This is a genomic window from Neobacillus sp. BF23-41 (assembly GCF_041106275.1).
Genome location: NZ_JBGBPR010000005.1, coordinates 235,796 through 250,572, shown reverse-complemented (window position 1 = coordinate 250,572; position 14,777 = coordinate 235,796). Strand labels below are relative to the sequence as shown.

General features: G+C 40.9%; 13 protein-coding genes and 1 pseudogene. 13 read left to right on the top strand and 1 reads right to left on the bottom strand.

Annotated features, from left to right (window positions below):
- Positions 1-4 precede the first annotated feature (4 nt).
- Positions 5-1,723, top strand: a complete 1,719-nt coding sequence (cysI, locus tag AB7942_RS11155) for an assimilatory sulfite reductase (NADPH) hemoprotein subunit (RefSeq protein WP_369446899.1) — start codon at positions 5-7, stop codon at positions 1,721-1,723.
- A gap of 149 nt (positions 1,724-1,872) precedes the next feature.
- Here cysI and AB7942_RS11150 read toward each other — a convergent pair whose 3' ends face one another.
- Complete coding sequence (locus tag AB7942_RS11150; protein WP_066255074.1) at positions 1,873-2,328, bottom strand: S1 domain-containing RNA-binding protein; 456 nt, start codon at positions 2,326-2,328, stop codon at positions 1,873-1,875.
- Between the two features lie 208 nt (positions 2,329-2,536).
- Between AB7942_RS11150 and AB7942_RS11145 the strand changes: the two genes are divergently transcribed.
- From AB7942_RS11145 to AB7942_RS11090, 12 genes and pseudogenes are all read left to right on the top strand, one after another.
- The gene (locus AB7942_RS11145; RefSeq protein WP_369446898.1) at positions 2,537-2,962 is read left to right on the top strand and encodes a hemerythrin domain-containing protein; all 426 of its coding nucleotides are present in this window, start codon (positions 2,537-2,539) and stop codon (positions 2,960-2,962) included.
- A 38-nt stretch (positions 2,963-3,000) separates the two neighbouring features.
- Complete coding sequence (locus tag AB7942_RS11140; RefSeq protein ID WP_088087911.1) at positions 3,001-3,312, top strand: hypothetical protein; 312 nt, start codon at positions 3,001-3,003, stop codon at positions 3,310-3,312.
- An 18-nt stretch (positions 3,313-3,330) separates the two neighbouring features.
- Positions 3,331-3,618, top strand: a complete 288-nt coding sequence (locus tag AB7942_RS11135; RefSeq protein ID WP_369446897.1) for a hypothetical protein — start codon at positions 3,331-3,333, stop codon at positions 3,616-3,618.
- Positions 3,608-7,291 (top strand): nitrate reductase subunit alpha, encoded by a 3,684-nt coding sequence (locus AB7942_RS11130; protein ID WP_369446896.1) that lies wholly within the window; start codon positions 3,608-3,610, stop codon positions 7,289-7,291. The genes AB7942_RS11135 and AB7942_RS11130 overlap by 11 nt, the downstream gene beginning before the upstream one ends.
- Positions 7,281-8,783, top strand: coding sequence for a nitrate reductase subunit beta (gene narH, locus AB7942_RS11125; protein ID WP_369446895.1), 1,503 nt, complete (start codon positions 7,281-7,283; stop codon positions 8,781-8,783). The genes AB7942_RS11130 and narH overlap by 11 nt, the downstream gene beginning before the upstream one ends.
- On the top strand, positions 8,780-9,382 hold the full coding sequence (gene narJ, locus AB7942_RS11120; protein WP_369446894.1) for a nitrate reductase molybdenum cofactor assembly chaperone: 603 nt from the start codon (positions 8,780-8,782) through the stop codon (positions 9,380-9,382). Before narH ends, narJ begins: the two co-directional genes overlap by 4 nt.
- 113 nt (positions 9,383-9,495) lie before the next feature.
- Positions 9,496-10,185, top strand: a complete 690-nt coding sequence (narI, locus tag AB7942_RS11115; RefSeq protein WP_369446893.1) for a respiratory nitrate reductase subunit gamma — start codon at positions 9,496-9,498, stop codon at positions 10,183-10,185.
- Positions 10,186-10,495: 310 nt separating this feature from the next.
- The gene (locus AB7942_RS11110) at positions 10,496-10,888 is read left to right on the top strand and encodes a zinc ribbon domain-containing protein (RefSeq protein WP_369446957.1); all 393 of its coding nucleotides are present in this window, start codon (positions 10,496-10,498) and stop codon (positions 10,886-10,888) included.
- Between the two features lie 246 nt (positions 10,889-11,134).
- Positions 11,135-11,467 (top strand): annotated as a pseudogene (locus AB7942_RS11105) (enolase C-terminal domain-like protein); the annotation flags it as partial.
- 155 nt (positions 11,468-11,622) lie between these two features.
- Positions 11,623-12,750: a glycerate kinase family protein gene (locus AB7942_RS11100; RefSeq protein WP_369446892.1), complete on the top strand. Its 1,128-nt coding sequence runs from the start codon at positions 11,623-11,625 to the stop codon at positions 12,748-12,750.
- A 123-nt stretch (positions 12,751-12,873) separates the two neighbouring features.
- Positions 12,874-13,560 (top strand): FadR/GntR family transcriptional regulator, encoded by a 687-nt coding sequence (locus AB7942_RS11095; RefSeq protein WP_369446956.1) that lies wholly within the window; start codon positions 12,874-12,876, stop codon positions 13,558-13,560.
- Positions 13,561-13,671: 111 nt separating this feature from the next.
- A complete protein-coding gene (locus AB7942_RS11090; RefSeq protein WP_369446891.1) occupies positions 13,672-14,655 on the top strand; it encodes a proline dehydrogenase family protein in 984 nt (327 codons plus the stop codon).
- The last annotated feature ends 122 nt before the right edge of the window (positions 14,656-14,777 follow it).

Sequence of the window (14,777 nt, the reverse complement as noted above, 5' to 3'; positions counted from 1 at the left end):
CAACATGGTAAATCAAATTTTAAAAGCGCCGGATGGCCCGCCAAGTGATGTAGAAGGTATTAAAGAAAGAAGTAATTATTTGCGCGGAACTCTTAAAGAAGTAATGCTCGATCGGATTAGCGCAGGTATACCGGATGATGATAACCGTCTGATGAAACATCACGGTAGTTACTTGCAGGATGACCGGGACCTCAGGAATGAGCGTCAAAAGCAGAAACTTGAACCAGCATACCAATTTATGCTGCGTGTTCGCCTCCCAGGCGGGGTTGCCTCACCGGATCAATGGCTTGTTTTGGATGAGCTTGCAGATAAATATGGTAATGGCACATTAAAGCTGACTACTCGTGAAACATTCCAAATGCATGGGATTTTAAAATGGAACATGAAAAGCACCATTCAGGGAATCCATAACGCGCTAATGGATACGATTGCTGCTTGCGGCGACGTAAACCGTAACGTCATGTGTTCATCAAATCCATACCAATCTGAACTTCATGCCGAAGTTTATGAATGGTCAAAAAAATTAAGCAATGATTTATTACCCCGGACAAGAGCGTATCATGAAATTTGGCTGGATGAAGAAAAAGTAGCCGGGACTCCGGAAATCGACGAAGTCGAACCAATGTACGGTCCGCTTTACTTACCGAGGAAGTTCAAAATCGGAATTGCCGTGCCGCCTGGAAATGATATTGACATCTTTTCACAGGATCTAGGCTTTATTGCGATTGTAGAAGATGAAAAGCTTATCGGTTTCAACGTAGCGATTGGCGGCGGGATGGGGATGTCGCACGGAGACAAAGCAACCTATCCGCAGCTTGCTAAAGTCATTGGCTTCTGTAAACCAGATCAATTGTATGAAATAGCTGAAAAAACGATTACGATTCAACGAGACTACGGTAACCGTTCTGTCCGCAAAAACGCTCGTTTCAAGTACACTGTAGACAGACTTGGCCTTGAAACCGTTAAGGCTGAATTGGAACATCGTCTTGGCTGGACATTAGATGAAGCAAAGCCTTACCATTTTGACCATAACGGTGACCGTTATGGCTGGGTAAAGGGCGTAAAAGGTCAATGGCATTTAACACTATTTATTGAAGGCGGCCGTGTCGCAGACTTTGATGATTACAAGTTGAAGACTGGCTTGCGTGAAATCGCCAAAATTCATACCGGTGATTTCCACTTAACAGGAAATCAAAACGTAATTATAGCCAATGTGTCCACGCAGAATAAGAAAAAAATTAATGATTTGATTGAACAATATGGTTTAACTGATGGCAAACATGCTTCAGCCCTGCGCCGCAGTTCAATGGTTTGCGTTGCACTTCCAACCTGTGGTTTGGCGATGGCGGAAGCAGAGCGGTATTTACCATCTTTAATCAGTAAAATCGAAACCATTGTTGAAGAAAATGGTCTGAGCGAAAAAGAGATTACTATCCGAATGACCGGTTGTCCGAATGGCTGTGCCCGTCATGCTCTTGGGGAAATTGGCTTTATTGGGAAAGCACCTGGCAAATACAATATGTATCTTGGTGCCGCCCATGACGGCAGCCGTCTAAGTAAAATGTACCGTGAGAACATAGGAGAAGAAGATATATTAAACGAACTGCAAGAGCTGCTTCCTCGCTATGCAAAAGAACGGGAAAATGGCGAACATTTTGGTGATTTTGTGATTCGAGCCGGTGTGATCGAAGCTACAACTGACGGTACCAATTTTCACAATTAATCAATTAACCAAAAGAGACAGGGAATGAAAATCCCTGTCTCTTTTGTCTTTTAACTCAGATGGAATTTTTAATCTGCATATAAAAAAGGCAAACATGCCTAAAACACGTTTGCCTTTCGCTATATAATGTTGTATTAAAAACGATACAGTTATCCGCGTCTTCCGCCTCTGCCGCCCCGTTTTGTTTCAGTGCTGCGTTTTAAGGTGGATAAGTTCTCTTCACTAGCCTTTAAAAATTTAGCCATTTTGTCTTCAAAATTTTCTTTAGGTTTAAAAGTGCTGCCGCCTTTTGAACGGAAATCTTTAGAACGGCTATCTACTCTTCCCTGACGTGGTGGACGTTGGGAATAAGACGAGGTTTGTCCTTCGGGCTTATCTATAGCTTTTTTGATGGACAAGGCAGTCTTTCCGTCCTTCTCACTAATTACTTTTACTTCAATTAGGTCGCCAACTTTAAGATGGTCATTAACGTCTTTAACATAGCTGTCCGCTACCTCACTGATATGGACTAACCCTGTTGTGCCACCAGGCAATTCTACGAATGCCCCAAAACTAGTGATGCCTGTTACTTTACCTTGTACCTTAGTACCTACCTCGATTGACATAAAAAAATGTTCCTCCTCAATAATGTTACAACCACCTCATTATAACAAATAGATGGGTATAATATCAATTCTTTCATCAAGTGCCTGACATCTTTTTTTATATAACCCTCAATTACTAAAGTTTATTGATGTGTTTTATGGAAAAGATTATAATGATTTCCATTTTTAGTTAAATAATATCATTCGACAATAAAGGGGTGAAGTGACTTTGTCAGGACCAAGTTTAAGAAAACCAGATGCACATTCGTCGATCCACGAAGCAGCACTTAATGAGGCAGTAGAGTTAAGAGATTTATTTCAGAAATGTCTGGAAGATGGTGAAAAGGAAAAAGCATTTCAGGTGATAGAAGTAGCAATTGAACATTGGGAATCACGAACTTTGAAACATGCTGAGGCGGAGGAGGAAGGACTTTATAAGGATATTGTCGATGAGAATCCAGATATGATATCCACTGTAATTCAATTAACCCGTGATCATGATCTTATGCGTAGAATTGTAGAAAACATGAAAGAGAGGCTTCAGTCACATCAGCCAGACCAACTGATGATTACCTTATTAGATAGTCTTGTCATCATAGACCAAATCCATAATGACGATGAAATGAATAAACTTTTAAATCACGAAGAAAAATAAGCAGGAAAATTTGGGCAATAAAGGAAATGAGGGTGAAAATGAGTAATAATCCGGCGCTAGATGAAAAGTTATTACGTTTTGCCGCACCAGCATTATATCAACAAATGGCCGACATATTTTCAAGTTATCATATCCACCCTTACGATATCCATGGGACTGTGATAAAAAACGAAAATGGATTTGATGTCACCTTACGGTTTTCTCAATCTTTTTCACAGTCTGTTACAACACAGGTAAGCTTTGACCAGGCGAAGAACCCTGATAAAGATGTGGTTCTTTTTTTTGAAGAAACGGCAGAGAAATGTAAATCACTGTTAATTTCAGATTACTATAAAATGATTAAATTATAGAAGGAGCTGAATAGACCATTGTTTTCATTTGAAACGGATCCATTGCTTGTCAATGATCGGGAGGATTTAATTGCAGTACTCAGGATGCGCTTTGGAGAAATATCTGGAGAAATTATTCAAAAAATCTATGAAATAGACGACATGAATACCTTACAAAGGCTTATTATTGCAGCAGCAAATGCGGCAAGTTGGAATGTCTTTTTGGAGGAGTTTCAGAGTGGGGAAAACTCATTTAAAATTTTGGGCGAAGAATTTAACCCATTAGGAGAGATCCTGAAAGGAAGGGGTGACGTAGATGCAGTCTAAAAAAAATAACCTGTTCCATTCTCTTAAACATTTAGTGCGCGGGGAACGAATAAATGACGGGTGGACAGAAGAGAATCCCCGTCCTCGGGATTGGGAAGAGGTCTACCGACGTCGCTGGCAGCATGATAAAATTGTGCGTTCAACACATGGGGTGAACTGTACTGGTTCCTGCAGCTGGAAAATTCATGTGAAGGATGGCATTATCGCATGGGAAACCCAGCAAACGGATTATCCGTCAACAGGTGATGATTTTCCAGAATATGAACCGAGAGGCTGTCCGCGTGGAGCCAGCTTTTCCTGGTATACATATAGTCCTACTCGAGTGAAGTACCCATACGTACGCGGGGATTTGTATGCATTATGGCAAGACGAACTTACTCGGGCAAGTAACCCTGTTGAAGCCTGGGAAAATATTGTGACCGACCCAAAAAAACGAGAACAATATGTGCAGGCTCGTGGAAAAGGCGGTTTTGTCAGGGGAACGTGGAAAGACGTTTGTCTAATGATTGCCGCATCGAGCATTTATACGATCAAAAAATATGGACCAGATCGAATTGTTGGATTTAGTCCCATTCCTGCGATGTCAATGGTTAGTTATTCTGGTGGAACTAGATTCTTATCGTTAATTGGTGGGACTATTCTAAGCTTTTACGATTGGTATGCCGATCTTCCTCCTGCTTCCCCTCAGGTATGGGGGGATCAAACGGACGTTCCTGAAAGTGGAGATTGGTATAATTCAAAGTATTTCATCATTTGGGGAACGAATATCCCACAAACAAGAACGCCAGATGCCCACTTTATGGTTGAATCTCGTTATAACGGTACGAAAGTAGTCGGTGTAAGTCCTGATTATGCGGAATATGATAAGTTCGCAGATATGTGGCTGCCGGCAAAAGCTGGTACTGATGGGGCCCTTGCGATGGCAATGACGCATGTTATTTTAAAGGAATTTTATGTGGATAAAGAAACACCCTATTTTAGCGGATATGCAAAACAATATACTGACTTACCTTACCTTGTCACGTTAACTAAAAAGAATGGCATCTTTCGTTCCGATCGTTTTTTACGAGCATCCGATATTTCAGACCAGGAAGATAAATTAGGGGATTGGAAAACTGTTGTTTGGGATGAAAATCTTAAGAATTTTGCGATACCTAACGGCAGTCAAGGGTTTAGATGGGATGAAGGGAATAAGTGGAATTTAGATTTGACGGAGGAAGATGGTTCAAAGATTAATCCTCTGCTTAGCTTTTTAAATGAAAAAGATGATGTAGCAATGGTTGAATTCCCTTATTTTGCTGAAAAAGAAGGCGGGAAAAGCGAACGTGGTGTGCCGGTTAAGCTTATTAAGGACCAATCTGGAAACGAACTAATTGTTACGACCGTCTATGATTTGATGCTTGCCCATACCGGAATCAACAGGGGTCTTCCAGGTGATTATCCAGCGGATTATAATGACGCAAATAGGCCTTATACACCTGCGTGGCAGGAAAGTATTACGGGTGTGAATAAGGCACATGTAATCCAGGTGGCAAGAGAATTTGCTGACAATGCTGCCCGGACACAAGGGAAATCTATGATTGCGATGGGCGGCGGCACAAATCATTGGTTCCATAGTGATCAAATTTACCGGTCGATTTTGAATCTGGTTTTATTAACGGGTTCGCAAGGGGTAAATGGCGGCGGCTGGGCCCATTATGTTGGCCAGGAAAAGGTCCGTCCCTTAGAAGGATTTTCACAGATTGCGTTTGCGAATGATTGGGTCAAATCACCACGCTTCATGAACGGCACTTCCTTCTTTTACTTTGCAACGGAACAATTCCGCTATGAATATGATATTGATGATTCACAAACTGACTGGGGAAGTCAATATGCCAAAATGCATCCTGCTGATTTTAATGCCATGTCAGCACGTCTTGGCTGGCTGCCAAGCTTTCCACAGCTTTCGCAAAATTCATTAGAGGTCATGAAAGAGGCACGGTCACGGACGCTTAACGATCATGCTCTCATTGAAGATGTAGCCAAGCAGCTAAAAGAAGGTAAGCTTGATTTTGCGATAGAAAATCCTAATGACCCGCGTAATTTTCCGCGTGTGTTTTTTAACTGGCGATCGAATCTACTCGGCGACAGTGGGAAGGGTCATGAATACTTTGTCAAGCATTTAATAGGTTCCACGGATTCGGTCCTATCGGATGTTGAAAACTCCTGGCAGCCAAAAGATGTGAATATTTCTGAAAAGCCGCCGGAAGGGAAAACTGACCTTTTCGTGAGTATGGATTTCCGGATGACAAGCTCAGGACTTTTCTCTGATATTATTTTGCCTGCTGCGACTTGGTATGAAAAACATGATATCAGCAGCACGGATCTGCATCCATTCGTGCATCCATTTAATGCAGCGATTAACCCGCCATGGGATACACGGAGCGATTGGGATGCCTTCAGAGAAATAGCAAAGGTTTTTTCAGAGCTTGCTAAGGAGCATCTTCCGGCCCAAGAAGACCTGATCATGTCACCGCTTGCCCACGACACGATTAATGAAATTGCTCAGCCATTTGGAAAAGTCAAAGACTGGCGGAAGGGTGAAGTGGAGGCAATTCCAGGTAAAACCATGCCTAACTTCACGATTTTGAAACGGGATTATCCTCATGTCTATGATATGTGGATCACGGTCGGGCCAAATATTAAGAACGGCTACGGGACAAAGGGTGTTCGGATTCCAGGCGATAAGGTTTATAAGGAATTACTCAGTCGGCTCGGACCGTCCAAGCATGAAGGGATAGGAAAGGGTTATCCTGATTTATATTCTGATAAAAAGGCGATTAATGCTATCCTCCTTATGTCTGGTGCTACAAACGGGAAACGTGCGGTAGAAGGCTGGAAATCGATGGAGGAAAAAACGGGTAAGAAACTTGCTCATATTTCGGAAGGGCGCGAAGAAGAGGATTATACGCTCGATGCATTAACGATCCAACCGCGTCAGGCGATATCGACACCTGTTTGGAGCGGCCTTGAGAATGATAACCGCCGCTATTCGCCCTTTACGGTGAATAAGGAATACCATATTCCATGGCATACACTGACAGGACGTCAAAGCTTCTATCTGGATCATGAGGTAATGCTAGATTATGGTGAGGGTCTTCCCCTATACATCCCACCAATTTCGAAAGGACCGTTTATTAAGGGTGAAAAGGAATTTGAAAATAGTGGAAAATCGATTACGCTTCGTTATATGACCCCTCATCAAAAGTGGGGCATTCATACCATGTTTACGGATACAACCAATATGATTCAGTTGTTCCGTGGCTGGCAGGTCGTCTGGATGAATGAACAGGATGGGGCCGAAATTGGCATAAAGGATAATGATTGGATTGAGCTCTATAACCGTAATGGTGTCGTTGTGGCAAGGGCCGTTCTAACGTACCGGATGCCGCGCGGGGCTGTTTATATGCACCATGCCCAGGACCGAACGATGGGAGTGCCGGGTAATACGATTAATAAAACCCGCGGCGGAACACATAACAGTGTCACGAGAATTTATCCGAAAGCCACCCATATGATTGGCGGGTATTCACAACTGAGCTACGGATTTAATTATTATGGACCAACAGGAAGCCAGCGGGATACTTTAACGATTGTCCGACCATTAAAGGAGGTCGATTGGCTTGAAAATTAAAGCACAAGTGGCAATGGTCATGCACCTTGATAAATGTATTGGCTGTCATACTTGTTCTGTTACATGTAAAAATGTCTGGACAAACCGCCCAGGGATGGAATATGTCTGGTATAACAATGTAGAGACACGTCCGGGACCCGGTTACCCCAAAGAATGGGAAAATACCGACCGTTACAAGGGCGGCTGGGTCATGCGAAATGGAAAATTACATTTAAGAGCAGGGGGACCTGTCTCGAAGCTGGCTAATATTTTTTATAATCCCAATATGGCCGAAATAGACGATTTTTACGAGCCATGGACCTATGACTTTCAACATTTACACAATAGTCCAAAGAAGGAACATTTACCGGTGGCCCGTCCGAAGTCAATGATCACGGGTAAGTATATTGATAAGCCTGAATGGGGTCCCAACTGGGATGATGATCTGGCAGGCGGCAGTGCAGTGGTTCCCATGGATCCGAATGTACAAAAGATTCAGGAACATATTGCGATGGAATATGAAAAGACATTCATGATGTACTTGCCAAGAATTTGTGAGCATTGTCTTAATCCATCTTGTGTGGCCTCGTGTCCTACCGGTGCTTTATATAAAAGGGATGAGGATGGAATTGTGCTTGTGGACCAGGATGCCTGCCGGGGTTGGCGTTTCTGCCAGAATGGCTGTCCTTATCATAAGGTGTATTACAATTGGAATACCCATAAAGCGGAAAAATGTAATTTCTGTTATCCAAGGACGGAGGCAGGACTTCCAACGATTTGTTCAGAAACCTGTGTTGGACGTATTCGCTACATTGGCGTTGTGTTATACGATGCAGATAGGGTAAAGGAGGCAGCCTCTGTTGAGGATCCAAAGGAATTGTATGAAGCACAGCTTTCTGTCTTTTTAGATCCGTTTGACCCCGATGTGATTGAGGAAGCAGAAAAACAAGGGATCAATCATAGCTGGATTGAAAGTGCACAGCAATCGCCAATCTATAAAATGGCGATGAAGTGGAAAATCGCCTTGCCGTTACATCCAGAGTATCGGACATTACCAATGGTTTGGTATGTACCGCCGCTTAGCCCTATCATGAATCATATTACCAATGAAAATGAGTTAAGTGCGGATGGTTATATACCAGCGGTTGATCAAATGAGAATTCCAATGGAGTACTTAGCGTCATTGTTAGCTGCAGACGATACAGATGTAATCCGCAGGGTCCTATTAAAAATGGCAGCGATGCGCGTTCATATGCGTGAAAAAACGGTGGGTGGGGCCGATAAGCTGAAGGTCAGCAAGCTTTTGGAAGAAGCGAAAACATCACCAGAGGAACTGGAAGAGATGGCTCGGTTACTTGCGGTTGCGAAATATAATGAGCGATTTGTTATTCCAACGGGACGTCGTGAAATGGATGATGATTTACATTATAAGCAAGGGTCCTGCAGCATTGAAGATATAGCACCAGCTGAAGGAATGACGACATATCCATATGAAAGAAGTGAAAGTCAATGACGAATGAATCCTCCGCCCTGTTAGTCATCCTGTCCCGGATTTTGGAATATCCAAATGATGATTTTTTTGAAGAGCGCCCGATAATTGAAAAATTCGTCAATGAACAGATTCATATAGAAACGCATCGGAAGGAAATTTTGGATGGGATTGACCCATTATTTGAAATGGGGCAAAAGAAACTCCAAGAACTTTATGTGGAAACATTTGATTATAAGGAAAAAACGAGTCTTTATTTAACCGCACATGAGCTGGGTGACAGTCGAAAGCGTGGCGCCGCCTTGATTAAATTACAGAAGCTCATCTGTGAAGGTGGCTTTGAATACGAAGGGAAGGAATTGGCTGATTATATCCCGATGCTATTAGAGCTCTTGGCAGTGGCACCAGAGGAAGAGAATTTTATTAGACTTAGGCGTCGTTTGTCCTATGCAATCCATAGGCTTATAAATAATCTTCCTAGCAGCAATCCCTATCACAAAGCCATTGACCTTTTGATGATGTTTGTCTTTACAGCACCAGAAAAAGAGGAAATTGCTTTATTGGAAAATGAACGTGAGGAAGCTGATTTGGATGAACTTCCCTACCCTGTAATGTATCGGTAGAAGAAGGGATGGGGTAAGAATTTGTTTGTTTTGGGTGACTGACAAATTGATATCCGCATCTTTTTCTTGCTAACGCTGTTACCTTTTAAGCTTGTTTACTAAGGAGGTTCGAGATGGAATTAATTTTTTGGTGGACCATTTTTCCTTATATTTGCGGTGCCATTCTCATCGTTGGGACATTTTATCGCTTTATTTTTCGAGGGAAAAGCTGGTATGCACCGTCAACAGAAATTTTTGAAAAAAAGTGGTTGCGATACGGTTCCGTCCTTTTTCATTATGGGATTATTTTTGCCTTTATTGGACATGTAATGGGCGTCTTGATTCCAATTGGGGTCTATGAAGCTCTTGGCGTTGGTGAACATCTGTATCATATTGGTGCAATTGCAGGCGGTGGGGTCGCAGGACTAATGGTTGTCATTGGCTTGGTGGTGATGATCATTCGAAAGTTGTCGTTTCCAAAGGTACGCGTACATACGACCTTTGGAGATTATTTCACGATTGTTCTGTTACTCATTATTGCAGCCCTTGGCACCTATATGACACTCATTTATAGTTATACAGTGGTAGCCTATGAGTATCGATTAACGATTGGTCCGTGGTTTCGGAGTTTATTCACTTTCCATCCGCTTTCTGAGCTCATGTTAGGGATACCAACCCTCTTTAAGGTCCATGTCATTTTGTCATTCTTTTTATTTGCATCCATACCGTTTACCCAGCTAGTTCATATGTTTAGTTTTCCAGCAGGTTATCCAACAAGGGCACCACAGCAATACCGTTCACGTGATGGGTATGATAAGAGCTGAATTAGTGCCTGACACCATAAGGAACCTACAGAATAATTACCTTTATTGGAATCGCCTTTCTTTCCGTTATAGGATAAGTAATTATCAAGAAGCGGCCTTCACATCATTAATGTGAAGGCTGTTTTACTATCCCTTTATTGCTTATTCAGTGGTAGAATACTTTATTTTGTAAAAGACATATCCAGTGAAGTGAGGAATCAATAAATTTTTTAGTTGATTGTGGTATTGCTGATTTTATAAAAGATTTAACAGCCGCCTGGGATATTTCGCTAATTATTCTTGCTTGGTTAATTGTAGCACTCAGTTGATTGTGGGTGATTATACACCTACAAATGGAACGGCTCCTTTTGATCAAATGAAAAGAAGCATGTTAAACCAAGAAAAAATGGGTGAGTTCCGTACAATATTAGAATGGGTAGCGGAAAAACTAGAAAAGTACTATCTTCTAGCTAACGAAAAAAATACCACAAAAGACTGTTGCGTTTGTGGCCACCAAGAGAAAAAAGACCCGTCTATTCGTCGTTTCGATTGTATGATTTGTGGAACAGAAGTGATGAGAGACAGTAATGCCAGTGTGAATATTGGAAAGAAAGTGGGTTTCTCGTTAGATGTTCAAAAATACAAACACAAACTAAAAAACTTTACCCATAAGGGCAAAGTAGTATACGGACAGTCTATTTATTGGATAGAAAACAAGATATAATGGCCACGCTCAGGCTAGTTAGGAGTGCTCACGGCACGATGGAACTAACTATACTTATGATGACATTGCTTTCACATTCGAGAGCAGATAGTGCAATTTGCACTTGAAAAAGTGTTGTTCTGCCAACAAGGCTTTCACATTGATTCACAGTCTTGATTTGGAGAAAAGTTTTTTACTCAGGTGTGACAATTCTTAAATTTTATCTATTTTGGTAGAATTGATAAGAATTGAGTAGTAAATTCGAGCGGCTCCCACTCAAACAATCATTTCGATATCGCACTTGCTATGTTTACACATATTGCCGCTGCAGCTCCTGGCGAGATTACTGCAATAGATACTCACTGGATTTGGCAGGAAGGGACAGAACGGTTAACAAAGGAGCCATTCCAAATTGTTGACGGTGACATTACAGTTCCTAACAAACCAGGTCTAGGCGTTGAAGTGGATATAGATCAAATTATGAAAGCACATGAAATGTATAACAACATGGGACTAGGCTCTCGCGATGATGCAGTTGGAATGCAATTCTTAATTCCAGACTGGAAATTCGATAATAAACGTCCTTGTTTAGTCCAATAAAAAAATTAGGGTGGCTGAAAGGTCACCCTAAATTTTTTACTCTTAATACAAGGTTGGGACATAACTAAAAATCCAATAAACTCATACTTTGTCATAGAACGGTTGAGTAATTATTTATTAATTTTTTCTACTTTAAATGTAAAGGACAGATTACTATGAAGTTTGTGTTAGCGCCTGATTCATTTAAGGAAAGTATGACAGCGAAAAATGCTGCCCTTGCTATGGAGAAAGGAATCCTAAAGGTTTTCCCTGATGCGGAATGCGTAATCGTGCCAATGGCGGACGGTGGGGAAGGAACAGTTGAGTCTCTTGTTAGTATGACTAATGGAGAAATTATCAAAACTGAAGTTCTAGGACCTTTAGGAGAGAAAAGATTTGCGGAATTTGGTCTTTTAGGGGAAGGGCAAACTGCTGTTATTGAAATGGCTACAGCCAGTGGATTAGAATTAATCCAACCAGAGGATCGCAATCCATTAATCACAACAACCTACGGTACCGGTCAGTTAATTAAATCTGCCCTAGACAAGGGTGTAACCCGTATCCTTATAGGAATTGGCGGAAGTGCAACCAATGACGGCGGCGTTGGAATGCTTCAAGCTCTTGGAGTTTCATTTAAGGATAAGAACGGAGAAGAACTTGTCTTTGGCGGCGGTGCGTTGGGTCAATTACATTCCATTGATTTAAGTGGATTAGTTGACCGAATTAGCCAAGTCAAAATTGATGTTGCCTGTGATGCCACGAATCCACTAATTGGAGAAAACGGTGCATCCGCAATCTTTGGCCCGCAAAAGGGTGCAACACCTGAAATAGCCCAACTTCTTGATCAAAATTTAGCTCTATACGCTGACTTAATTAAGCAAGACCTCGGAAAGGATATCGCGTATACGGAAGGTGCAGGAGCCGCTGGTGGTCTAGGTGCAGGGTTAATGGCAATTCTAAATGCTCATTTAAAAAAGGGCGTCGAACTTGTAATCGAGTATACTGGACTTGAGGAAAGAGTTAAGGGTGCAGACTATGTTTTTACTGGAGAGGGCAGTATTGATGGCCAAACCTTATTTGGGAAGACACCGTTTGGGGTTGCTACCATCGCACAGAAATATTCTATTCCAGTCATTGCATTTGCAGGTAGAATTGGAACTGGTGTAGAGCCATTATATGATCATGGATTCACCGCAATTATTGGAATTTTAACGGGTGTTACTTCTTTAAATGAAGCACTAGAATCAGGTGAAGCTAATCTTGCTTTCGCAGCAGAAAATATTTGCCGGGTATTAAAAATATAATATTTATCCAAAAAAAGTAGCTGTCGAGTTTTCGACAGCTATTTTTCATATAAATTGTTGCCAAATATAGGTATAATATTATTAGTCTTACAAATAAAGACAAAAAATTCAAGGAGCGAAATGATGGTTGGTTCTCCGAAAAAAATAATTGTAGAATCCGTAAATCGAAATACCTTATCGAAGCAGGTTGTTGAAAGTATCATCAACTTATTAATTAGTGGACAATTGAAACCAGGTGATAAATTGCCGACTGAAATGGAACTAATGGAAGTTCTTGGTGTCAGCCGGCCAGTGTTACGTGAGGCTTTAAGTTCACTTGATACACTTGGTGTAATTACACGTAAAACCCGTGAAGGAACTTTTTTTAACAATAAAATTGGCAGTCATCCGTTTTCAATCATGTTAGCTTTGGCCCATGATAATTTGCCAGCCATCATCGAGGCACGGATGGCCTTAGAACTAGGATTAGTTACGATTGCGGCAGAGAAAATCAATGAGGAACAGCTTACGAAATTAAAAGAGACGATTGATATTATCGCCAACAGCAAAGACAATAATTATGTCGAGGCGGATAAGGAATTTCATCAAATCATTGCCTTAAGTGCAGATAATCCAATTGTCGAAGGAATGATCGATTCATTAATTATCACTTTAAAAAAAATCGATAGCGAAATTATATATCGTGAGCGTGAGCGAACACTCAAAGAACACATTGCTATTTACGAGGCATTGGTAAAAAGGGAACCGTTTGAAGCATTTCATCACATGTTCCTACACCTTGATTCTGTTCGAAAGAAACTATTGAAATAAAACCAATTTTTAAGCGGTTTCAGGCAATTTATGTTGGAAAATTCGCAAAATAAATTTTATTGAAAGCGTATGCTATAATGATGGTAAAAACAACAGCAAGGGGTAATCGCTATGTTGAAAGACATTTTTATGGGCTTATCACAAAATCAATTTCTGAATAGTACAGCTAAAAAATACGGCTTAAAATTAGGTGCACAAACTGTCGTAGCTGGTACAAATATACCTGAAGTGATCCAAAGTATTAAAGATCTGAATGCAAATGGAATTTCATGTACTGTCGATAACTTAGGTGAATTTGTTTTTAAAGAAGAAGAGGCCACTGAGGCAAAAGAACAAATTCTTAACGTAATCGACGCGATCCATGAGAATAAAGTGAATGCACATATCTCCTTAAAACCGACTCAAATAGGTTTAGATATAGATTATGAATTTTGTTTAAATAATTTAAGAGAAATCGTTGATAAAGCACATCGATATGATATTTTTGTAAATGTTGATATGGAGGACTTCAAACACTTACAACCAACATTTGATTTATTGGACGAACTGTCGTTGGAGTATACTAATGTAGGTACAGTCATTCAGTCCTATTTCCACAACGCACAAGAATACCTTGAAAGATATAAAAATTTCCGGATTCGTCTTGTTAAAGGTGCCTATAAAGAGTCAGCAGAAATTGCCTATCAAGATAAGAAGGATATTGATGCAAACTTTATCAAGATTACCGAATGGCATCTATTAAATGGCAAATTCACTTCGATTGCCACACATGATCATCGCATCATTAACCATGTGAAAGAATTTGTTAAGAAGCACGATATTCCGAATGAGAAATTCGAATTTCAAATGCTTTATGGGTTTAGGAAAGATATGCAGCTGCAACTTGCCAGTGAAGGCTACAATTTTTGTACCTATGTTCCTTTCGGCAATGACTGGTATGGTTATTTTATGAGAAGGCTAGCTGAAAGACCACAAAACTTAAATCTTGTCGCTAAACAAGTTTTTAACAAAAAAACGAACACGGTGATAGGTGTCGCTGCAGGGGCGTTTTTATTAGGAAGACTGACTAAGGCAGGCAACAAAAAACGTCGCTAATGATATAAAGCGCATACAAAATTCAAATAGGATTTCTTCACCTCCCCACGAAACATTTTATTAAAAGTCAATATGTTTCATAAATCACTTGATAAAAGAGAAGAATTATAAAATGTTGCACA

Bases quoted from the DNA above. Each gene is read 5' to 3' on its own strand.
- narJ (WP_369446894.1), top strand. From the start codon at position 8,780: ATGACGAATGAATCCTCCGCCCTGTTAGTCATCCTGTCCCGGATTTTG.
- cysI (WP_369446899.1), top strand. From the start codon at position 5: ATGGTAAATCAAATTTTAAAAGCGCCGGATGGCCCGCCAAGTGATGTA.
- AB7942_RS11150 (WP_066255074.1), bottom strand. From the start codon at position 2,328: ATGTCAATCGAGGTAGGTACTAAGGTACAAGGTAAAGTAACAGGCATC.
- AB7942_RS11090 (WP_369446891.1), top strand. From the start codon at position 13,672: ATGTTGAAAGACATTTTTATGGGCTTATCACAAAATCAATTTCTGAAT.
- narI (WP_369446893.1), top strand. From the start codon at position 9,496: ATGGAATTAATTTTTTGGTGGACCATTTTTCCTTATATTTGCGGTGCC.
- AB7942_RS11140 (WP_088087911.1), top strand. From the start codon at position 3,001: ATGAGTAATAATCCGGCGCTAGATGAAAAGTTATTACGTTTTGCCGCA.
- AB7942_RS11100 (WP_369446892.1), top strand. From the start codon at position 11,623: ATGAAGTTTGTGTTAGCGCCTGATTCATTTAAGGAAAGTATGACAGCG.
- AB7942_RS11095 (WP_369446956.1), top strand. From the start codon at position 12,874: ATGGTTGGTTCTCCGAAAAAAATAATTGTAGAATCCGTAAATCGAAAT.
- AB7942_RS11130 (WP_369446896.1), top strand. From the start codon at position 3,608: ATGCAGTCTAAAAAAAATAACCTGTTCCATTCTCTTAAACATTTAGTG.